Below are 20,184 nucleotides of genomic sequence, written 5' to 3' on the forward strand. Positions count from 1 at the left end.
GAAGAATGTGGGGGTGACCGACGTCGAGCCGCGCGCTCTCGCCGCCGCGCTGCACCGGGCCGGCGTCGCCGAGGCCGAGGACGCGAGCCGGCGCCGTGCCGAGTACGCGACCGACGCCTCCAACTACCGGGTCGTGCCGGCGGTCGTCGCGTACCCGCGCGACGTGGCCGAGGTCGAGGCGGCGGTGTCGACCGCGGCGTCCCTGGGCGTGCCCGTCACGACCCGCGGCGGCGGCACGTCGACGGCCGGCAACTCGATCGGCGCCGGACTGGTGCTCGACTTCTCGCGTCACCTCAACCGCGTCCTCGACGTCGACCCGGTCACGCGGACGGCGCTGGTGGAACCGGGTGCGATCCTGGACTCGATCACGCAGGCCGCCGCCCCCCACGGGCTGCGCTACGGGCCCGATCCGTCCACCCACGCCCGGGCGACGATCGGCGGCTCGATCGGCAACAACGCCTGCGGCCCGCGCGCGCTGAGCTACGGCCGCACCGCGGACAACGTCGTCGAGCTCGACGTCCTCACCGCCTCGGGCACGCGCTTCGCCGCGCGCCGGTTCGGCCGGTCGGGGCTGCCGACGCAGGGGCCGGCGGCGCCGATCTACGCGGGCCTGGACGCGCTGGTCCGCGACGAGCTCGCGCTCGTCCGCACCGAGTTCGGCCGCTTCACGCGGCAGGTGTCGGGCTACTCGCTCGAGCACCTGCTGCCCGAGAACGGCAGCGACGTCGCCCGCTTCCTCGCCGGGACCGAGGGCACGCTCGCGGTGCTGCTGGGCGCCACCGTCCGCCTGGTCGAGACGCCCCGGGCGGTCGCGCTGTGCGTGCTCGGCTACCCCGACATGCCGGCCGCGGCCGACGCCGTGCCCGCCCTGCTGCCGCACGGCATGGTCGCCCTCGAGGGCATGGACGCCCGGCTGGTCGAGGTGGTGCGCAACCGGCGCGGCCCGGCCGCCGTCCCCGACCTGCCCCGCGGCGCCGGCTGGCTGTTCGTCGAGACCGCCGGCGCCACCGAGGCCGAGGCGGTCGCGCGCGCCGAGAAGCTGGTCGCCGACTCCGGGTGCCTCGACCACGCCGTCGTCACCGGGACCACCGCGCGGGCGCTCTGGCGCATTCGCGAGGACGGCGCGGGGCTCGGCGGCCGGACACCCGCCGGCGAACCGGCGTGGCCGGGGTGGGAGGACGCCGCCGTCCCGCCCGACCGGCTGGGTTCCTACCTGCGCGAGTTCGAGGCGCTGCTGCGCGACCATCGGCTCGACGGCCTCACCTACGGCCACTTCGGCGACGGCTGCGTCCACGTGCGCATCGACTTCCCGTTGAGCTCCACACCTGGGGCGTACCGCTCGTTCGTGCAGGACGCCGCCGCGCTCGTCGGCCGGCACGGCGGGTCGCTGTCGGGGGAGCACGGTGACGGGCGGGCCCGCGGCGAGCTGCTCGCGCACATGTACTCGGCCGGCGCGCTGGCCGCGTTCGGACGGGTCAAGGCGCTCTTCGATCCGGCCAACCTGCTCAACCCCGGCGTGATCGTCGACCCGGCGCCGCTGGACGCCGACCTGCGGGTCCCGGCGGCCCGACCGCTGACCCGCGGTCTCGGCTTCGCGTACGCGAGCGACGGTGGGGACCTGTCCACCGCGGTGCACCGCTGCGTGGGTGTCGGCAAGTGCCGCGCCGACACCACCGCGGCCGGTGGCGTGATGTGCCCGTCCTACCTCGCCACCCGCGACGAGAAGGACTCCACCCGCGGCCGGGCCCGGGTGCTGCAGGAGCTCGCCAACGGCGCCCTGGTCAAGGGCTACGCCGCCCCCGAGCTCGCGGAGTCGCTCGATCTCTGCCTGTCGTGCAAGGGCTGCTCGGCCGACTGCCCGGCGGGTGTCGACATGGCCACCTACAAGGCCGAGGTCCTGCACCAGCGCTACCGGCGCCGGCTCCGACCGCCCTCGCACTACGCGCTGGGGATGCTGCCGCGCTGGGCCCGGCTCGCGTCCCACCTGCCCCGCGTCGCGAACGCGTCGCTGCGGTCGCGGACGCTCGCCCGGGCGGCCAAGCGGGCCGGCGGGATCGACCAGCGGCGTCCGCTGCCGCAGTTCGCCACCCGCACCTTCCGGCGCTGGTTCGCCGGCCGGCCCGCGGCGACCGGCACGCCGGGGTCGGCGGGGCCGGTGCTGCTGTGGGTCGACACCTTCACCGACCACTTCAGCCCCGAGGTCGGGCAGGCCGCGGTCCGGGTGCTCGAGGCCGCGGGCTACACGGTGCGGATCGTCGACCGCACCGTGTGCTGCGGGCTCACCTGGATCTCGACCGGTCAGCTCGACGGGGCCCGCCGCCAGCTGCGTCGCTCCCTCGACGCGCTCGACGGCGCCGTGCGCGACGGCACGCCCATCGTCGGGCTGGAGCCGTCGTGCACCGCGGTGCTGCGCCACGACCTCGCCGGCCTGCTGCCCGACGACCCACGGACGCCGAAGGTGGTGGCGCAGACCCGCACGCTGGCCGAGCTGCTCGCCGCCACCCCCGGTTGGACGCCGCCGCGCCTCGACGGCGTCCACGGTGTCGCGCAGCCGCACTGCCACCAGCACGCGGTGATGGGATGGCAGGCCGACGCCGCGCTGCTGGCCGGGGCCGGCGCCGAGATCGACGCGGTCGGCGGCTGCTGCGGACTCGCCGGCAACTTCGGCGTCGAGCAGGGGCACTACGACGTCTCGGTCGCGGTCGCCGAGACCGCGCTGCTGCCCGCCGTGCGCGCGGCCGACCACGACGCGGTCGTGCTCGCGGACGGCTTCTCGTGCCGCACCCAGCTCGAACAGCTGGCTCAGGTCAAGGGGCGTCACCTGGCCGAGGTGCTCGACTCCGCCGCGATCGTGGACCGACATGCCGATGACGCGAGCAGCTGAGTCCACGATCCGGTCGGGATACGGTGATCGCATGACGGGTTTCGTGCCGCCGCCCTACCCGTACGACCGCCTCGACGACGTCGTCGCGATCGCCAACGGGCACGCCGGCGGCGCGGTCGACCTGTCGATCGGCACGCCGTGCGACCCGGCGCCGGACGCGGTGGTGGCGGCCCTGTCGGCCGGTGACTCGTCGCGCGGCTACCCGCCCTCGGTGGGCACGCCGGCCCTGCGGCAGGCGGCCGCGTCGTGGCTCGAGCGCCGGCTCGGCGCCACCGTCGACCCCGCCACGCAGGTCGCCGCGTGCGTGGGGACGAAGGAGTTCGTCGCGTCGCTGCCGCAGTACCTGAAGCTGCGCGACCCGTACCACGACACCGTGCTCTACCCGGCGGTGAGCTACCCGACGTACGAGATGGGGGCGACCCTCGCGGGGTGCCGCGCGGTCCCGTACCTGGAGCTCGACGACATCAGCGACGACGACGCCGGGCGGGCGCTCTGCGTGTGGGTCAACTCGCCGGCCAACCCCACCGGCGCGCTCGAGGACCTCGCCGCGGCGGCCGCCTGGGGGCGGCTGCGGGGTATCCCGGTGATCTCCGACGAGTGCTACGCCGAGTTCACCTGGACGGGGTCACCGACGACGATCCTGCGCTCGGGCACGGACGGCGTCCTCGCCCTGCACTCGCTGTCCAAACGCGACAACTTCGCCGGTGCGCGCATCGGCTTCTACGCCGGTGACGACACGCTGGTGCACTACCTGCGCGAGGTCCGCAAGCACGCCGGGCTGATGCCGCCGGGGCCGGTGCAGGCCGCTGCCGTCCTCGCCCTCGGCGACGACGAGCACGTCGAGGCGCAACGCGCCCGCTACCTGGACCGGCTGCGCCGCCTCGCCGACCTGCTGACGGCCGCGGGCTACCCGGCCGAGCTGCCCGACGGGGCGTTCTACCTGTGGTGCGCCGCACCCGGCGGCGACGCCTGGGCCGCGGCGCACGACCTCGCGCGGCGGGCCGGCATCGTGGTGTCGCCGGGGGAGTTCTACGGCGAGCACGGTCGGGCATACTTCCGAGTCGCGGCAGTGCAGCCGGACGACCGGATCGATCTGGCCGCCGGCAGGGTCGGCGCGCGAGGCGAGTAGACGGGGGAGCCCACGCGATGGCGAGCACGGCCGATCTGTTCGAGAGCTACGCGCTCGGCGCGGCGTGGGACGAGATGATCGGCGCGGACGGCTCGCCCCGTGCCCCGTACCGGATGCTGCACGAGTCGCTGCAACGCAGCGGCACCGGCGAGCTGCGCGCCGGGGTGGACGCGCTCGCCCGCGCGTACCTCAACCAGGGCGTCACCTTCGACGTCGGCGGCGAGGAGCGGCCGTTCCCGCTCGACATCGTGCCCCGGGTCATCGACGACGAGAGCTGGGCGACGATCGAGGCCGGCGTGCGGCAGCGCGTCCACGCGCTGGAGGCCTTCCTGGCCGACGTCTACGGCAGCGCCCACGTCGTCGCCGACGGCGTCGTCCCGCGCAGCGTCATCACCTCCTCCAGCCACTTCCACCGCGCCGCGCACGGCATCGAGCCACCCAACGGCGTCCGCGTGCACGTCGGCGGCATCGACCTCATCCGCGACGAGCAGGGCGACTTCCGGGTCCTCGAGGACAACGTGCGGGTGCCGTCCGGCGTCAGCTACGTGCTCGCCAACCGGGCGGCGATGCGCCAGCAGTGGACCGACGTGTTGAGCCGGGTGCGGCTGCGCCCGGTCTCGCACTACCCCCAACGGCTGCTCGCGGCGCTGCGGGCCGCCGCCCCTGCCGGCGTCGCCGAGCCGAACGTCGTCGTGCTCACGCCCGGCGTCTACAACAGCGCCTACTTCGAGCACGCGTGGCTGGCCCGCGCCATGGGCGTCGAGCTGGTCGAGGGACGCGACCTCGTCTGCTCCGGCGGCGTCGTGCGCATGCGCGTCACCTCCGGCGAGCGACGCGTCGACGTCATCTACCGGCGGGTCGACGACGACTTCCTCGACCCGGTGCAGTTCCGCTCGGACTCCATGCTGGGCTGCCCCGGGCTGCTCACCGCGGCGCGGGCAGGCAACGTGACGATCGCCAACGCGGTCGGCAACGGCGTCGCCGACGACAAGCTGATCTACACCTACCTGCCCGACCTGATCCGGTACTACCTCGCCGAGGAGCCGGTGCTCAAGAACGTCGACACATGGCGCCTCGAGGACGACGGCGCGCTCGAGGAGGTGCTGGACCGGCTGCCCGAGCTCGTCGTCAAGCCGGTGGACGGGGCGGGCGGCAAGGGGCTCGTCATCGGCCCGCAGGCCGACGCCGCGGAGCTCGACGCGCTGCGCAAGCGGCTGATCGTCGACCCTCGTGGCTGGATCGCCCAGCCGGTCGTCCAGCTGTCCACGGTGCCCACGCTCATCGGCGACACCGTCGCCCCGCGCCACGTCGACCTGCGTCCCTTCGCGGTCAACGACGGCGACGACGTCTGGGTGCTGCCCGGCGGCCTGACGCGGGTCGCGCTGCCCGAGGGCTCGCTCGTCGTGAACTCCAGCCAGGGTGGCGGTTCCAAGGACACCTGGGTGCTCGCCGGCGAGCGGCACACCCCGGCGGCGCGCGCCGTCGTGCGCGAACGGCCCGAGCGCGGCGCGCTCCCCGCGGTCGAGTCCGCGGTCGACGTGGAGATGAGGCAGCAGCAGATGCAGCAGCAGCAGGACGGAGGAGCGCTCTGATGCTGTCGCGCATCGCCGAGTCGCTGTACTGGATCGGTCGCTACGTCGAGCGGGCCGAGGACACCAGCCGCATCGTCGACGTCCATCTGAGCCTCCTGCTCGACGACCCGTGGGCGCCCGAGGACGTCGTGTGCGCCTCGCTGCTGTCGGCGATGGGCCACGAGGAGGTCGGGGCGGTCCGCCGCGAGGAGGTCCTCGAGGCGCTGGTGTGGGACGCCGCCACCCCGGCCGCCGTGCTGGGCTCGATCGCCGCCGCCCGCGAGAACGGCCGCCGTTCGCGCGAGGTCGTGTCGTCGGAGATGTGGGAGACGATCAACGTCACCTGGCACGAGGCGAGCCGGCCGGCCCGGCGCACGTACCCGTTCCCGTTCCTGTCGTGGGTGCGTGAGCGGACCGCCGCGTTCACCGGGATCGCCGACAGCACGCTCTCGCGCGACGAGGCGTACCACTTCCTCGTCCTGGGGCGCAGCATCGAGCGGGCCGACATGATCGCGCGCATGGCCGCCGCGCGGGCGCTGGCCGGCGACGTCGGGCCCTCGTGGGTGACGCTGCTGCAGAGCTGCGGCGCCTACCAAGCGTTCCTGCGCAGCGCGCGCGGCGCCGTGGACGAGCGGCGGGCGGCGGAGTTCCTGCTGCTCGACGCGCTCTTCCCGCGCTCGCTGATGAGCGCGCTCGTCGTGGCCGAGAAGTCGCTGGACAAGTTGGCGGCCCGCCACGGCGGGAACGACCGGGGGCGGGCCGGCCAGGCGCACCGGGTGCTGGGCATGATTCGCTCGGAGCTCGAGTTCGCACCGCCGGCGGAGTTGCTCGACGACGTGTACCAGGTGATGGAGCGGGTGCAGAGCGCCTGCTCGGTGGCGAGCGACGCGGTGTCGCAGCGCTACTTCCCCCGTAGCGTCGTCACGTCCTGGCTGGCGAGCTGATGGCGGTGCGCTACCGGATCACCCACACGTCCCACTACGAGTACGACCGTGGGGTCGCCGCGTCGTTCAACGAGGCGCGGCTGACGCCCGCGCAGACGCTCTGGCAGACGCGGCTGGAGTCCGACCTGCACGTCGAGCCGTCGACCTGGCACCACCGCTTCACCGACTACTGGGGCACCGAGGTCCGGGTGTTCGAGGCCAACTCGGCGCACCGCGCGCTCACCGTCCGCGCGACCAGCCTGGTCGAGGTCGACGCGTCGCGCCGGCCCGCGCCGGGGGACCCGTCGTGGGCGCAGCTGCGCGCGCCCGACGTCGTCGACCGCTTCGTGGAGTACCTGACGCAGACGCCGGTGACCACGCCCCCGGACGAGCTGCGCGACCTCGCCGAGTCCATCGCCGCCGATCATCGACCCGTGGCCGCGGTGGAGCGGATCAGCGACGCCGTCTCGGCGGCACTGACGTACGTCCCCGGCGCCACGGAGGTCCACACCACCGCCGCCGAGGCGTGGGCCGAGCGCAGCGGCGTGTGCCAGGACTACACCCACCTGCTCGTCGGCGCGCTGCGTCACGTGGGCGTGCCCGCCCGCTACGTCTCGGGCTACCTGCACCCGGCCGCCGACCCCGCCGTCGGCGAGACCGCGCGGGGGGAGAGCCACGCCTGGGCCGAAGGCTGGCTGGGGGAGTGGGCGCCGCACGACCCGACCAACCGGGCCGCCGTCGCCGAGCGGCACGTCATGGTCGGCACCGGTCGCGACTACGGCGACGTGCCGCCGATCAAGGGCATCGTCGCCGGGCCGCACCGGACCAACAGCCTCGCCGTCACCGTGGAGCTCACCCGGCTCGCGTGAATCGTGACTGGGGCAACGGTCCCGGTTACCCGCCGGTCGCGTCGGGTACGTCATGGGGGACCGGCTACCACGCGAAGGAGCGACTTGTGAGCGCCACGGACAAGATCAAGAACGCGATCGAGGACGTCGAGGGCAAGGCCAAGGAAGCCCTGGGCCGCGCGACCGGCGACCGGAGCACCGAGAACGAGGGCAAGACCGACCAGTCGAAGGCCGACCTCAAGAACGCCGGCGAGAACGTCAAGGACGCGTTCAAGCACTGACCGCGCGTCCGACCAGGGCCCCGGGACGAACCGTCCCGGGGCCCCTGTCGCGTGTCCGGGTAGGTTCGCGCCATGACCGGGACGGCAGGACCCGGCGGGCTGCGACCGCAGCGCCGCGGTCGATCCATCGCGATGAGCGACGCCGAGCGCGACGCCTTCCTCGCCGAGCAGCGCACCTGCCGCGTCGCGACGGTCGGGGCCGACGGGCCGCACGCCACGCCGCTCTGGTTCGGCTGGGACGGTGCGGGGCCCGGCGCGCTCTGGCTCTACTCGATCGTGCGGAGCCGCCGCTGGGCCGACCTGGTGGCCGACCCCCGCGTCGGCGTCGTCGTCGACGCCGGCGAGGAGTACGCCGACCTGCGCGGCGTCGAGATCACCGGCCACGCCGAGGTCGTCGGCGAGGTTCCGCGCACGGGCGACGACGTGACCGCCGCCGAGCTGGCCGCGGCCGAGGTGCACTACGCCCGCAAGTACCTCGGCGGGGACGAGATGATCCACGACGGGCGCCACGGCTGGCTGCGCGTGACGCCGTCGAAGATCGTCAGCTGGGACTTCCGCAAGCTCTAGGCGGTGCCGCCCGGTCAGCCGAACTCGACGCCCTGGGCCAGCGGCAGCTCGGTGGAGTAGTTGACGGTGTTGGTCGCGCGGCGCATGTAGGCGCGCCAGGCGTCCGAACCGGACTCACGTCCGCCGCCGGTCTCCTTCTCGCCGCCGAACGCGCCGCCGATCTCGGCGCCGGACGGGCCGATGTTGACGTTGGCGATGCCGCAGTCCGAGCCCGCGGCCGAGAGGAAGCGCTCCGCCTCGCGGACGTTCAGGGTGAAGACCGACGACGACAGGCCCTGCGGCACGTCGTTGTGCATCGCGAGCGCCTCGTCGAAGTCGCGCGCCGGGTCCGTCGAGTCGGCCGAGCCGTAGGTCATGACGTAGAGGATGGGCGCGAATGTCTCGGCCTGGACGATCTCGGACTGCGTCGGCATGCGCACGAGCGCCGGCTGCACGTAGTAGGCGTCGGCGGCCTCGTCGGCGAGGACGCGTTCGCCGCCGGCCAGCACCGTGCCGCCGTTCGCGCGGGCCTTGTCGAGCGCGTCGGCGTAGCCCTGATAGGACGCTGCGTCGATCAACGGCCCGACCAGCGTGCCGTCGTCGAGCGGCGACCCGATCGGCAGCGTGCCGTACGCGGCGGCGATGCGCCGGCACAGCTCGTCGGCGACCGAGGCATGGACGATGACGCGTCGCAGCGTGGTGCAGCGCTGCCCCGCGGTGCCGGCGGCGGAGAAGACGATGCCGCGCACGGTCAGGTCGAGGTCGGCCGACGGCGTGACGATCGCCGCGTTGTTGCCGCCGAGCTCGAGCAGCAGCTTGCCGAAGCGGGCGGCGACCCGCGGCGCGACGGCGCGGCCCATGCGGGTCGAACCGGTGGCGCTGACCAGCGCGACCCGATGGTCGTCGACGAGCGCCTCGCCGACCTCGGCCGTGCCGAGCACGACGCTGGACAGGTGCTCGGGCGCCCCGACGCGGCGCGCGGCCTCGGTGACGAGGGCCTGGCAGGCGAGCGCGGTGAGGACGGTCTTCTCCGACGGCTTCCACACCACCGGGTCGCCGCAGACGAGCGCGAGCGCGGCGTTCCAGGACCACACCGCGACCGGGAAGTTGAAGGCGCTGATCACGCCGACCACCCCGAGCGGGTGCCACTGCTCCATCATCCGGTGGCCCGGGCGCTCCGAGGCGATGGTGAGGCCGGTGAGCTGGCGCGACAGCCCCACGGCGAGGTCGCAGATGTCGATCATCTCCTGCACCTCGCCGAGGCCCTCGGAGCGGATCTTGCCCGCCTCGACCGAGACGAGCGCGCCGAGGTCCGCCTTGTGCTCGCGCAGCAGCAGGCCGAGCTCGCGCACCAGCGCGCCGCGTACCGGTGCCGGCGTCTCGCGCCAGGCGAGGAAGGCGTCGTGGGCGGCGGTGACGATCTCACCGACCTCGGCGGCGCTGTGGCTGCGCACGCGGACGAGGTCACCGCCGGTGACGGGCGAGCGGGCGGCGAGGTCGCCGTCGGGGTCGATCGCGGTCACGCCGAGCCGGTCGAGGATGGAGGTGGTGCGGGCGACGAGGTCGTCGTGCGCGGTCAGGGTCATGGCGACTCCTTCGAAATGCTGATGTCGGACCAGGGTATGTCGTAAGTTGAACTGATGGCCAGCGACCTCGACGTGGGACGGCTGCGGCTGCTGCGCGAGGTCGGCCTGCGCGGCTCGATCGCCGGGGCCGCGCGGGCGGTGGGGCTGACGGCGTCCGCGGTGTCGCAGCAGCTGACGGTGCTCGAGCGGGAGGCCGGGACGGCGCTGCTCCACCGGTCGTCGCGCGGCGTCGAGCTGACCGGGGCCGGCCGGCTGCTGGCCGACCGCGCCGCGGAGGTCCTCGACCTGCTGGCCGCGACCGCCGCCGAGCTCGACCGGTTGAGCGGCTCGCTGGCCGGCCGGGTGCGCATCGCGGCGGTCGCGAGCGCGGCGGCGACCTTCGTCTCCGACGGCGTCCGCGCGCTGCGCGAGTCCGCACCAGAGGTCGAGGTCTCGGTCGTGGCGGCCGAACCGGATCGCGGCATCGCGCTGCTGCTCACCGGCGACGTCGACGTCGCCGTCGTCGACGAGTACGACGCCGTCCCGCTGGCGCTGCCCGAGGGGGCGGTCGTGCGCGAGCTCGCGGTGGAGCCGCTGGTCCTCGTCCGGCCCGCTCCGGCGCAGCGTGGTGACGCGGGCCACCGGGCCGGCCGGCCGGTCGCGCTGACCGAGCTCGCCGGCGCCGACTGGGTCATGCCGCCGGCGGACGCGGCCTGCGGTCGGGCCGTGCGTGCCGCCTGCCGCATCGCCGGCTTCGAGCCGCGGGTGCGGTGGGAGACCGACGACATGCTGCTGCTGAGCGCAGCCGTCGCCGCGGGTCACGGGGTCGCGGTGCTGCCCCGGCGCTCCTTCGCGGGGGCGGCGACCGGAGCAGCGCGCGGCGGGCCGGCGATCGCGGCGGTCGCGCTGCGTGCGCCCACACCGTCGCGGCGGCTGCTCGCGGTCGCCCGCGGCAGCGTGGCCGCGCGTCCCGTCGTCACGGCCGTGCTGCGCGCGGTGGAGGCCGCCGTCGCCGCCGGCTGACGGTGCAGGCCGGACATCCTCGGCGTGTCGCGGCGCGGGTAGCAGCGACCCGGGTTGACACCAGGGAACGACACGCGTGTAATTTCGTACGTGTCACCGCTTCGGCACCGAAGCACCCACCAGCACACGACCTGTCGGAGGCCGCCATGACGGAACTGGACAACACCGTCGACGACGGCATGCTCGCCGAGATCTTCGGGTTGCCCGAGGAGGCCAGCTGGCAGGAGCGGTCGCTGTGCGCGCAGACCGATCCCGAGGCGTTCTTCCCCGAGAAGGGCGGCTCGACGCGCGAGGCGAAGAAGATCTGCACGGGCTGCGAGGTCCGTTCCGAGTGCTTGGAGTACGCCCTCGAGAACGACGAGCGTTTCGGCATCTGGGGCGGGCTGTCCGAGCGGGAACGCCGTCGCCTGAAGCGCCGGGCCATCTGAGGCGACACGAGGACCACTCGATCCCGCGGGGGCGCGATCGAGGTGCCGGCCACGCGTGGGGACGCGGCGCCGGCGGCATCGAAGGAGGGGCCATCCCGCGGGGGCGGGGTGGCCCCTTCGCCGTCCCATCCCCGTGATCGAGAGGACGTCGTGGTCGTCAGGGCGGCCGCTACGTCCCTCGATCACGCAGGACGAGCTCAGGTCGGCGGGTCCAGCTCGTCGATGTCGCGGCCGAGGTACTCGGCGACCAGGTCGACGACGACCATGAAGACGAGGTCCGCGCAGTCCTCCCGGTCGGTCGCCCGCGCCTCGACCGGCCGCCGGTAGACGACGATCACCGGCTGCGCGATCTCGGGCAACCCCTCGCGGAACAGCCGGCCGAGCACCACCCCGCGGTCGGTGACCGCCTCGGGGCCCAGATCGAGCCGCGCCGTGGTCTCGGGCGGCACGTCCTCGACCGCGAACTCGAGGCCGGCGATCTCGGCGGCCCAGTGGTCGTCGAGCTCGTCGACCGCGGCCATGACCAGGTCGTCGAAGGACTCGCTGCGCGTGCGGTGCAGCGGGACACCGGTCGGCGCGAGCTGGCCGCGCAGGCCGCGGCCGCGCCGGTCGCGTCGCCGGGCGGGGCGGACGCGACGCCCGCCTCGGCGGGACTCGCGGCTGTCGCTGCGCACGGAGTTCAGCGTACGCAGCCGCTCCCGGCGCGACACGGCGACGCGAAGGGCGGCGTTGCCGGGTGCGCGGCCCCCGCCGGGCTATCGTCCGATGCTGTGACGCGACGACGGGGGCTGCCGGGCGCAAGCCGCGGGGTGGGGGGCCGCGCGCAGCGGCGATCCGGAGCGAGGCGATGACCCCGCGACGCTGCACGCGCACCGGCTGCCCGAGGGCGGCGGTGGCGACCCTCACCTACGCCTACGCCGACCTGACCGCGGTGGTCGGCCCGCTGGCCACCTACCAGGAGCCGCACTCCTACGACCTGTGCGAGGAGCACGCGGTCCGACTCACCGTCCCGCGCGGCTGGGAGGTCATGCGCCACGTGGGGGAGTTCCCCGCGCCGATCCCGCACGCCGACGACCTCGAGGCGCTCGCCGACGCGGTGCGCGAGGCCGCCCGCACCGAGGTCGCCCCCCGTGCCGGTGACGGCGACGCCGCGACCGGTCGCCGCGGGCACCTGCGGGTGGTGCCCCCGCCCCACTAGGCTTCGGGGCGTGGATCTCTCGGCACTGGTCAAGGCCTACGACGTACGCGGCATCGTCCCCGATCAGCTCGACGAGTCGATCGCGCGCGCCATCGGCGCGGCGTTCGTCGACGTCGTCGGCGCCGAGCGGATCGTGACGTCGCACGACATGCGCGAATCCGGCCCCGGGCTGGCCCGGGCGTTCGCCGAGGGCGCCATGCTGCGCGGCGCCTCGGTCGTCGAGGGCGGGCTCGCGTCCACGGACATGCTCTACTTCGCCTCCGGGCACCTCGGGCTGCCGGGCGCGATGTTCACCGCGAGCCACAACCCGGCGCAGTACAACGGCATCAAGATGTGCCGGGCGAACGCCGTCGCGATCGGGCAGGACAGCGGCCTCGCCGACATCCGCGACCTCGCCGGCCGCTACCTCGACGAGGGCATCCCCGAGACCGGGGCGACCACCGCCGAGAGCGAGCAGGTCGACCTCCTCACCGCCTACGCCGAGCACCTGCGTGGCCTGGTCGACCTGTCGGGCATCCGCCCGCTCACCGTCGTCGTCGACGCCGGCAACGGCATGGGCGGCTACACCGCGCCCGCCGTCCTCGGCGACAGCGTGCTGCCCGCGTTGCCGCTCACGATCGTCCCGCTGTACTTCGAGCTGGACGGCTCGTTCCCCAATCACGAGGCCAACCCGCTGGAGCCGTCGAACATCGTCGACCTGCAGCAGCGCGTCGTCGCCGAGCGCGCCGACATCGGCATCGCCTTCGACGGCGACGCCGACCGCTGCTTCGTCGTCGACGCCGCCGGCGAACCCGTCTCGCCGAGTGCCATCACCGCGCTGGTCGCGACCCGGGAGCTCGCCAAGTCGCCGGGCAGCCCGGTGATCCACAACCTGATCACCTCGCACGCCGTCCCCGAGATCGTCCGCGAGCACGGCGGCGAGCCGATCCGCACCCGGGTGGGGCACTCGTTCATCAAGGGCGAGATGGCCAAGGCCGGCGCCGTCTTCGGCGGCGAGCACTCCGCGCACTACTACTTCCGCGACTTCTGGTTCGCCGACACCGGCATGCTGGCTGCGATGCACGTCCTCGCCGCGCTCGGCGAGCAGGACCGCTCGCTCGCCGACCTCACCGCCGAGTTCTCCCGCTACGTCGCGTCGGGGGAGATCAACTCGACGGTGGACGACCAGGCCGGCCGGGTCGAGGCGGTGCGCGCGGCCTTCGCCGAGCGCGCGGCCAGCATCGACGAGCTCGACGGCCTCACCGTCGAACTGCCCGACGGCACGTGGTTCAACGTGCGCGCGTCCAACACCGAGCCGCTGCTGCGGCTGAACGTCGAGGGGCCGACGCACGACGCCATGGCCACGGTGCGCGACGAGGCCCTCGCCGCGATCCGGGGTTAGGCGATGGCTCTCGACGCCGACCTCCTCGGTCTGCTCGCCTGCCCGAGCGACGACCACGCGCCGCTGCGCGAGGACACCCGCGACGGCGCCGACGTGCTCGTGTGCACCTCCTGCGCGTCGAGCTTCCCCGTCGACGACGGCATCCCGGTGCTGCTGCTCGACGAGGCCACGCCCGGGCCGAACGGCATCGGCGTGCCGGCGCCCGGCCCGGCAGCAGGCCCGGCAGCGGACGGCTGAGCCCGAGATCGTGAGCCCCTTCGACGAGGCCCTGCTCGACGAGCCCGCGCAGCTGCGCCGGCACGACGAGAGCCGGCTGCTCTGGGCGCTGGCGACGGCCGGTGCGCAGGTGCGCCGCGCGATCGAGACCGTGGGCGAGTTCGGCGTGGACCGCCTCGCCGGCGCCGGGCCGCCGCGCGCCCTGCTCATCGCGGTCGACGGCGCGCCCGGCGCGGCCCGATTGCTCGGGCGGCTCAGCGGCAGTCGCGCCCCGGCGCTGAGCTGGGACGGCGTGGAGCTGCCCCGCTGGGCCGGCGCCACCGACGCGCTGCTCGTCGGGTCGGCCGACGGCCGACACCCCCGCCTCGCCGAGCTCGCCGCGCAGGGCGTGCAACGCGGCCTGTCGATGGCCGTCGTCGCGCCACCGGGGAGTCGGGTCGCCGTGGCGGCCGGGCGCGCGCCGGTGGCCGAGCTGCCCCGCGACCTGCACCCGCGCGCCGCCCGGTGGTCGGTACTGGTGCCGCTGCTGCAGGCGCTGGACGTCCTCGGGGCCGCGAGCGTGCCGCAGGCCGTCCTGGTCGAGATCGCCGAGGCGCTCGACGGGCAGGCCGAGGCGTGCCGCCCCGACGGGGACGCCTTCACCAACCCCGCCAAGGCGCTCGCCGCCGAGCTCGCGCAGTCCGTGCCCCTGATCGCCGGGGCGGGAGCCGTCGCGGGCGTGGCCGCGCGCGTCGTCGCCGACACGCTGCAACAGCTCGCCGGCAGCCCCGCGGTGTCGGTGACGTTGCCCGACGGCGTCGGGCGCGCCGGTGCCCTGCTGCGCGGCGCCGGGAGCGGCAGCGCCGCGAGCGCCGACGACCTGTTCCGAGACCGCGTCGACGAGCCGGTGGCACTCCGGCCCCGCCTGCTCGTGGTCGGTGACGACGGCGCGGCCGACGACCCGCTGCTCGGCGAGCGGTCCGACGCCCAGATCCAGCTCGACGAGGTCGCGGCCCGGCGCGCCGCGGCCGCCCTGCACGAGCTCGCCGGCCGGCTCGGCCTGCGCTCGTCCCGCGTCGACGTGCCCGGCGGCGACCCGGTCGCCCGCTTCGCCGCGGCGGTCGCGTTCGGCGACTTCACCGCCGCCTACCTCGCCCTCGGCCACGGCCTCGACCCCGGTGCCCGCGGCCCGGCCGAGCTGGCCCACTGACTCGTCCACCGACTCGCACCGTCCGACCGACTCGACCACCGACGAAAGGGATCCCGGCAGGCCATGAGTGCGTCAGGCGGATCGAAGGCCATCGTCGCGGCGCTGGGGGCCAACCTCGGCATCGCCGTCATCAAGTTCGTCGCGTTCGCGATCACCGGGTCGTCGTCGATGCTCGCCGAGGGCGTGCACTCGGTGGTCGACTCGGGCAACCAGGGGCTGCTGCTGCGCGGCAAGCAGCAGGCACGTCGTCGCGCCGACGCCGAGCACCCGTTCGGCTACGGGCGCGACCGCTACGTCTACGGCTTCCTCGTCGCCCTCATGCTCTTCTCCGCCGGCGGCCTGTTCGCGATCTACGAGGGCGTGGAGAAGATCCGGCACCCGCACGAGTTGGAGTCGCCGCTGGTCGCGGTGATCGTCCTGCTCGCCGCGATCGCGCTGGAGTCGTTCTCGCTGCGCACGGCGATCAAGGAGTCCACGCACCTCAAGGGCGACGACAGCTGGTTCGGCTTCATCCGGCACGCCAAGAACCCGGAGCTGCCGGTCGTCCTGCTCGAGGACGTCGCGGCGCTCACCGGTCTCGTGCTCGCCCTGCTGGGCGTCGGCATCGCCACCGCCGCCGACGAACCGGTGTGGGACGGCATCGGCACGTGCGCGATCGGCGTGCTGCTGGTCACCGTGGCGGTGATCCTGGTGATCGAGACCAAGAGCCTGCTGCTGGGGGAGTCCGCGGCCCCGGTGCAGGTGCGCGCCATCGAGCAGTCCCTCGTCGGCGACCCCGGCAGCGGCGTCGAGCGGGTGATCCACCTGCGCACCATGCACCTGGGGCCCGACGAGCTGCTCGTCGGCGCCAAGCTCGCCATGCCCGCGGGCGCGGGCCTGCCCGACGTCGCCGCCGCGATCGACGCCGCCGAGGAGCGGGTGCGCGCGGCCGTCCCGTCGGCCCGGGTGATCTACCTCGAACCGGACCTCGACCGCTCGGCGGTGGCGCCGTGACCGCCGACGGGACCGTCGGCACCATCGGCGTGATCGCGCTCGACGGCGTCGTCCGCCGCTACGAGTGGGGGTCGCGCACCGCCATTCCCCGGCTGCTCGGCCGCGAGCCCGACGGCCGCCCCGCGGCGGAGCTCTGGTTCGGGGCGCACCCCGACGACCCGTCGCCGACCCTCGCCGGCGCCACCCTCGTCGACGTCATCGACGGCGACCCGCTCGGCGCGCTCGGGCAGGGCGTCCTCGGTCGGTTCGGGCCGCGGCTGCCGTTCCTGCTCAAGGTGCTGGCGGCGGACACCGCGCTGTCGATCCAGGTCCATCCCACACTGGACGAGGCCCGCGCCGGCTTCGCGGCCGAGGACGACGCCGGTGTGCCGCGCGACGCGCCGAACCGCAACTACCGCGACGCCAACCACAAGCCCGAGCTCATCTGCGCGCTGACGCCGTTCGAGGCGCTGTGCGGCTTCCGCCCGCCGGAGCGGACGGCGCAGCTGCTGGCCGACCTCGACGTCCCGGAGCTCGACTTCCTCGGCGAGCTGCTGCGCGGCGAGGACCCGCTGCGGGCGGCCTTCACCGCGATCCTCACCCATCCCGACCCCGGCCCGCTCGCCACCGCGCTCGCGGCCCGGGTGGCGGACCACGGTGGCGACGAGCTGCGCGGGGTCCGGCTGGCGGCGGCCGACTTCCCCGGCGACGTCGGCGTGGTGCTGGCGCTGCTGCTCAACCACGTCGTCCTGGCGCCGGGCGAGGCGATCTACCTGGGCGCCGGCAACGTCCACGCCTACCTGCGCGGCACCGGCATCGAGATCATGGCCAACAGCGACAACGTGCTGCGCTGCGGGTTGACGCCGAAGCACATCGACGTCGCAGAGCTGCTCGCGATCACCGACTTCTCGGCGCTGGCCGATCCCCGACTGCCCTCGCGCGACGGCACCTTCGACGTCGCCGTGCGCGACTTCCGGCTGACCCGGTTGCCGCTGGACGGGCCGGTGACCGTCGAGGACGCCGGCCCGCTCATCGTGCTGTGCGTCGAGGGCCGGGCCAGCGTCGGCGACGTCGAGCTCGCGCCGGGGCACGCGGCCTTCGTCCGGGCCGATCACAGCTCGCCGCGACTCGACGGCGACGGGCTGGTGTTCGTCGCGGGCGCACGCGCCTGATCGCGGCCGACCACCGCACCCCCGACCCCGACCCGGCAACGGGCTGAGGACGACGCCCGGCGCGTTCGGCAAAATCTGACACGACCGTGGTAAGTTGTTGCCGATGCAGTCCATGACGATCACGCAGGCTGCGGCGGCGACCGGTTGGTCGCAACGCATGCTGCGTTACCTGGAGCAGGCCGGTCTCGTCGCCGCCCTGCGCACCCCGGGGGGTCATCGGCACTACGGGCCGCGTCAGATCGAGCGCCTGCAACGGTTGCGGGAGCTACTCGACGAGCACGACCTGGGCATCACCGAGGTCGTGTTCGAGCTGCGGATGCGTACCGATCCGCGGCTCGCCCGGGCCGTCGACGAGTGGTTCGGGCCGATCCATCGCTCCGCAGCACCGCCGGGCGCAGGCATCTTCCGGCGCCTCGCCGTCGACACCGATGGCCACCCCGCCATCGTTCCCCCGCTCCACCCCGATCCAGAAGGAGAGCATGTGACCGCCAGTACCGTCACCCTGACGCCGGACTCCGCCGGCAGCGTTTCCGACTTCAAGGTCGCCGACCTCGGCCTGGCTGCCTTCGGCCGCAAGGAGATCGAGCTCGCCGAGCACGAGATGCCGGGCCTGATGGCCCTGCGCAAGGAGTTCGGTGGCGCGCAGCCGCTGAAGGGCAAGAAGATCGCCGGCTCGCTGCACATGACCGTGCAGACCGCCGTGCTCGCCGAGACCCTCGTCGCGCTCGGCGCCGACGTCCGCTGGGTCAGCTGCAACATCTTCTCCACCCAGGACCACGCCGCCGCCGCGACCGTCGTCGGCCCGAACGGCACCCCGGACAACCCCCAGGGCATCCCGGTCTTCGCCTGGAAGGGCGAGACGCTGGAGGAGTACTGGTGGTGCACCGAGCAGATGCTCACCTGGCCCGACGGCTCCGGCCCCGACTCCATCGTCGACGACGGCGGCGACGCCACGCTGCTGATCCACATGGGCACCGAGTACGAGACCGGCGGCGTCGTGCCGCAGGCCGAGGACACCGACTCCGAGGAGTACCAGGTCATCCTCAACCTGCTGCGCCGCTCGATCGTCGACCACCAGGGTCGCTACACCCGCATGGGCGCCAACATCATCGGCGTCACCGAGGAGACCACCACCGGCGTCCACCGGCTCTACGAGTTCGAGCGCGCGGGCACGCTGCTCTTCCCGGCCATCAACGTGAACGACTCGGTGACCAAGAGCAAGTTCGACAACAAGTACGGCTGCCGCCACTCGCTCATCGACGGCATCAACCGCGGCACCGACGTGATGATCGCCGGCAAGCTCGCCGTCGTCTGCGGCTACGGCGACGTCGGCAAGGGCTCGGTCGAGTCGCTGCGCGGCCAGGGTGCGCGCGTCGTCGTCACCGAGGTCGACCCGATCTGCGCGCTGCAGGCGGCGATGGACGGCCTCGAGGTCGTCACGCTCGACGACGTCGTGGGCAAGGCCGACATCTTCGTCACGACGACGGGCAACAAGGACATCATCATGGCCGACCACATGCAGGCCATGAAGCACCAGGCGATCGTGGGCAACATCGGCCACTTCGACAACGAGATCGACATGGCCGGCCTCGCCAAGGTGCCGGGCGTCGTCAAGACCGAGGTCAAGCCGCAGGTGCACGAGTGGACCTTCGCCGACGGCAAGAAGATCATCGTGCTGTCCGAGGGCCGGCTGCTGAACCTGGGCAACGCCACCGGTCACCCGAGCTTCGTGATGAGCGCGTCGTTCGCGAACCAGACCATCGCGCAGATCGAGATCCACAAGAACCCCGAGGCCTACGTCGTCGACGGCAAGCCCACGGTGACGACGCTGCCGAAGCACCTGGACGAGAAGGTCGCCCGGCTGCACCTCGACGCCGTCGGCGCCAAGCTGACGACCCTGTCCAAGGAGCAGGCCGAGTACATCGGCGTCGACGTCGCCGGCCCCTACAAGAGCGACCACTACCGCTACTAGGAGCGGACTGCGACCGGCGGGCCCGCTGTCGCCTTCGGCTACCAGCCGACGGCGACGGTGGGCCCGCCGTTCTCGTGCGGTTGCTAAGTTGTCGCGATGACCGATCAGTGGGTGCGCCGGGGACGCCGGGTGGCGGGGCGCGCGAAACGCAAGGCTGCCGTCACGTACGCGACGCAACGGGCGGAGTGGGCCCGCCGGCACGTGAAGGGCAACCCGCTCGAGGCCTACTTCCGCGCCAACCAGGGCCGGCTGATCTACAAGTGGCTGCACTTCTTCGAGATCTACGACCGCCACTTCTCCTCGTTCCGGGGCAAGCCGGTGACGGTGATCGAGTTCGGTGTGCAGCACGGCGGCTCGGTGCAGATGTGGAAGGACTACTTCGGTCCCCAGGCCCGCATCATCGGCGTCGACATCGATCAGCGATGCGCAAAGTTCGCCGAGGACCAGATCGAGATCGTCATCGGCGACCAGGAGGACCGCGAGTTCCTGCGTTCGCTCGCCGCGCGCTTCGGCCCCATCGACGTCGTCGTCGAGGACGGCGGCCACACCATGGCGCAGCAGATCAACACCTTCGAGGAGATCTGGCCCGCGATGGCCGACGGCGGTGTCTTCCTCATCGAGGACCTGCACACCAGCTACTGGCCGTCCTACGGCGGTGGTTACCGGCGCGAGGGCACCTTCATCGAGTACGCGAAGAAGCTCGTCGACCAGGTGAACGCGTGGCACTCCCACGACAAGGACGCCTTCGACGTGGACGAGTACACCCGCACCATCCGCGGCATGCACGTCTACGACAGCATCATCGTCTTCGACAAGGGGCGGGTCACCCCGCCGCGCACCGAGCAGACCGGCACGCCCTCGCTGTGACCGCCGCGCACCGGGCGCG

Annotated in this window: 19 protein-coding genes and 1 pseudogene; 18 read left to right on the forward strand and 2 right to left on the reverse strand. The window is 73.7% G+C overall.

The genetic code is table 11. The features are described from left to right. Nucleotides 1-13 precede the first annotated feature (13 nt). The 7 genes from BUE29_RS19700 to BUE29_RS19730 all read left to right on the forward strand — a co-directional run bounded on the left by BUE29_RS19700 (nt 14) and on the right by BUE29_RS19730 (nt 8,203). Nucleotides 14-2,884 carry an FAD-binding and (Fe-S)-binding domain-containing protein gene (locus BUE29_RS19700; protein WP_234971533.1) on the forward strand — a complete coding sequence of 957 codons (2,871 nt, stop codon included), beginning with the start codon at nt 14-16 and terminating at the stop codon, nt 2,882-2,884. A 31-nt stretch (nt 2,885-2,915) separates the two neighbouring features. Further along, on the forward strand, nt 2,916-4,013 hold the full coding sequence (locus BUE29_RS19705) for an aminotransferase class I/II-fold pyridoxal phosphate-dependent enzyme (protein WP_073392158.1): 1,098 nt from the start codon (nt 2,916-2,918) through the stop codon (nt 4,011-4,013). 17 nt (nt 4,014-4,030) lie between these two features. Further along, entirely contained in the window at nt 4,031-5,605 is a 1,575-nt protein-coding gene (locus BUE29_RS19710; RefSeq protein ID WP_073392159.1) for a circularly permuted type 2 ATP-grasp protein, read from the forward strand. Next, a complete protein-coding gene (locus BUE29_RS19715; RefSeq protein ID WP_073392160.1) occupies nt 5,605-6,528 on the forward strand; it encodes an alpha-E domain-containing protein in 924 nt (307 codons plus the stop codon). The genes BUE29_RS19710 and BUE29_RS19715 overlap by 1 nt, the downstream gene beginning before the upstream one ends. Then, nucleotides 6,528-7,376 carry a transglutaminase family protein gene (locus tag BUE29_RS19720; protein ID WP_073392161.1) on the forward strand — a complete coding sequence of 283 codons (849 nt, stop codon included), beginning with the start codon at nt 6,528-6,530 and terminating at the stop codon, nt 7,374-7,376. The genes BUE29_RS19715 and BUE29_RS19720 overlap by 1 nt, the downstream gene beginning before the upstream one ends. Nucleotides 7,377-7,462: 86 nt before the next feature. Beyond that, the gene (locus BUE29_RS19725) at nt 7,463-7,636 is read left to right on the forward strand and encodes a CsbD family protein (RefSeq protein ID WP_073392162.1); all 174 of its coding nucleotides are present in this window, start codon (nt 7,463-7,465) and stop codon (nt 7,634-7,636) included. A gap of 72 nt (nt 7,637-7,708) precedes the next feature. After that, complete coding sequence (locus BUE29_RS19730) at nt 7,709-8,203, forward strand: pyridoxamine 5'-phosphate oxidase family protein (RefSeq protein ID WP_073392163.1); 495 nt, start codon at nt 7,709-7,711, stop codon at nt 8,201-8,203. Nucleotides 8,204-8,217: 14 nt separating this feature from the next. On the opposite strand, the gene amaB is transcribed toward BUE29_RS19730, so the two are convergent. After that, on the reverse strand, nt 8,218-9,768 hold the full coding sequence (gene amaB / locus BUE29_RS19735) for an L-piperidine-6-carboxylate dehydrogenase (protein WP_073392164.1): 1,551 nt from the start codon (nt 9,766-9,768) through the stop codon (nt 8,218-8,220). 54 nt (nt 9,769-9,822) lie between these two features. Between amaB and BUE29_RS19740 the strand changes: the two genes are divergently transcribed. Continuing rightward, the gene (locus BUE29_RS19740; protein WP_073392165.1) at nt 9,823-10,770 is read left to right on the forward strand and encodes a LysR family transcriptional regulator; all 948 of its coding nucleotides are present in this window, start codon (nt 9,823-9,825) and stop codon (nt 10,768-10,770) included. A 179-nt stretch (nt 10,771-10,949) separates the two neighbouring features. Further along, a complete protein-coding gene (locus tag BUE29_RS19745) occupies nt 10,950-11,198 on the forward strand; it encodes a WhiB family transcriptional regulator (RefSeq protein ID WP_200800338.1) in 249 nt (82 codons plus the stop codon). 197 nt (nt 11,199-11,395) lie between these two features. On the opposite strand, the gene BUE29_RS19750 is transcribed toward BUE29_RS19745, so the two are convergent. Next, nucleotides 11,396-11,872, reverse strand: coding sequence for a metallopeptidase family protein (locus BUE29_RS19750; protein WP_073392215.1), 477 nt, complete (start codon nt 11,870-11,872; stop codon nt 11,396-11,398). A 173-nt stretch (nt 11,873-12,045) separates the two neighbouring features. On the opposite strand from BUE29_RS19750, the gene BUE29_RS19755 reads away from it, so the two are divergent. The 9 genes and pseudogenes from BUE29_RS19755 (at nt 12,046) to BUE29_RS19795 (ending at nt 20,165) form a co-directional block, all read left to right on the forward strand. Continuing rightward, the gene (locus tag BUE29_RS19755; protein ID WP_073392167.1) at nt 12,046-12,396 is read left to right on the forward strand and encodes a DUF3499 domain-containing protein; all 351 of its coding nucleotides are present in this window, start codon (nt 12,046-12,048) and stop codon (nt 12,394-12,396) included. A gap of 10 nt (nt 12,397-12,406) precedes the next feature. Beyond that, nucleotides 12,407-13,777, forward strand: a complete 1,371-nt coding sequence (locus BUE29_RS19760; RefSeq protein WP_073392168.1) for a phosphomannomutase/phosphoglucomutase — start codon at nt 12,407-12,409, stop codon at nt 13,775-13,777. 3 nt (nt 13,778-13,780) lie between these two features. After that, the gene (locus BUE29_RS19765) at nt 13,781-14,014 is read left to right on the forward strand and encodes a Trm112 family protein (RefSeq protein ID WP_073392169.1); all 234 of its coding nucleotides are present in this window, start codon (nt 13,781-13,783) and stop codon (nt 14,012-14,014) included. Between the two features lie 10 nt (nt 14,015-14,024). Further along, the gene (locus BUE29_RS19770) at nt 14,025-15,182 is read left to right on the forward strand and encodes an SIS domain-containing protein (RefSeq protein WP_073392170.1); all 1,158 of its coding nucleotides are present in this window, start codon (nt 14,025-14,027) and stop codon (nt 15,180-15,182) included. 63 nt (nt 15,183-15,245) lie between these two features. Continuing rightward, a complete protein-coding gene (locus BUE29_RS19775; protein ID WP_073392171.1) occupies nt 15,246-16,175 on the forward strand; it encodes a cation diffusion facilitator family transporter in 930 nt (309 codons plus the stop codon). Between the two features lie 29 nt (nt 16,176-16,204). Beyond that, nucleotides 16,205-17,326, forward strand: coding sequence for a mannose-6-phosphate isomerase, class I (gene manA, locus BUE29_RS19780; protein WP_073392216.1), 1,122 nt, complete (start codon nt 16,205-16,207; stop codon nt 17,324-17,326). A gap of 112 nt (nt 17,327-17,438) precedes the next feature. Further along, nucleotides 17,439-17,615, forward strand: a pseudogene (locus BUE29_RS23530) (MerR family transcriptional regulator); the annotation flags it as partial. Nucleotides 17,616-17,828: 213 nt separating this feature from the next. Beyond that, nucleotides 17,829-19,298: an adenosylhomocysteinase gene (gene ahcY, locus BUE29_RS19790; RefSeq protein WP_073392217.1), complete on the forward strand. Its 1,470-nt coding sequence runs from the start codon at nt 17,829-17,831 to the stop codon at nt 19,296-19,298. Between the two features lie 96 nt (nt 19,299-19,394). Continuing rightward, entirely contained in the window at nt 19,395-20,165 is a 771-nt protein-coding gene (locus BUE29_RS19795; protein WP_084181495.1) for a class I SAM-dependent methyltransferase, read from the forward strand. The last annotated feature ends 19 nt before the right edge of the window (nt 20,166-20,184 follow it).

This window comes from Jatrophihabitans endophyticus, from assembly GCF_900129455.1.
Taxonomy (GTDB): Bacteria; Actinomycetota; Actinomycetes; order Mycobacteriales; family Jatrophihabitantaceae; genus Jatrophihabitans; species Jatrophihabitans endophyticus.

What these genes read in the sequence shown, in the direction of transcription:
- BUE29_RS19715 (WP_073392160.1), top strand. Translation starts at nt 5,605, where the DNA reads ATGCTGTCGCGCATCGCCGAGTCGCTGTACTGGATCGGTCGCTACGTC.
- BUE29_RS19710 (WP_073392159.1), top strand. Translation starts at nt 4,031, where the DNA reads ATGGCGAGCACGGCCGATCTGTTCGAGAGCTACGCGCTCGGCGCGGCG.
- amaB (WP_073392164.1), bottom strand. Translation starts at nt 9,768, where the DNA reads ATGACCCTGACCGCGCACGACGACCTCGTCGCCCGCACCACCTCCATC.
- BUE29_RS19755 (WP_073392167.1), top strand. Translation starts at nt 12,046, where the DNA reads ATGACCCCGCGACGCTGCACGCGCACCGGCTGCCCGAGGGCGGCGGTG.
- BUE29_RS19730 (WP_073392163.1), top strand. Translation starts at nt 7,709, where the DNA reads ATGACCGGGACGGCAGGACCCGGCGGGCTGCGACCGCAGCGCCGCGGT.
- BUE29_RS19705 (WP_073392158.1), top strand. Translation starts at nt 2,916, where the DNA reads ATGACGGGTTTCGTGCCGCCGCCCTACCCGTACGACCGCCTCGACGAC.
- BUE29_RS19740 (WP_073392165.1), top strand. Translation starts at nt 9,823, where the DNA reads ATGGCCAGCGACCTCGACGTGGGACGGCTGCGGCTGCTGCGCGAGGTC.
- BUE29_RS19720 (WP_073392161.1), top strand. Translation starts at nt 6,528, where the DNA reads ATGGCGGTGCGCTACCGGATCACCCACACGTCCCACTACGAGTACGAC.
- BUE29_RS19795 (WP_084181495.1), top strand. Translation starts at nt 19,395, where the DNA reads ATGACCGATCAGTGGGTGCGCCGGGGACGCCGGGTGGCGGGGCGCGCG.
- BUE29_RS19765 (WP_073392169.1), top strand. Translation starts at nt 13,781, where the DNA reads ATGGCTCTCGACGCCGACCTCCTCGGTCTGCTCGCCTGCCCGAGCGAC.
- BUE29_RS19745 (WP_200800338.1), top strand. Translation starts at nt 10,950, where the DNA reads ATGCTCGCCGAGATCTTCGGGTTGCCCGAGGAGGCCAGCTGGCAGGAG.
- BUE29_RS19775 (WP_073392171.1), top strand. Translation starts at nt 15,246, where the DNA reads ATGAGTGCGTCAGGCGGATCGAAGGCCATCGTCGCGGCGCTGGGGGCC.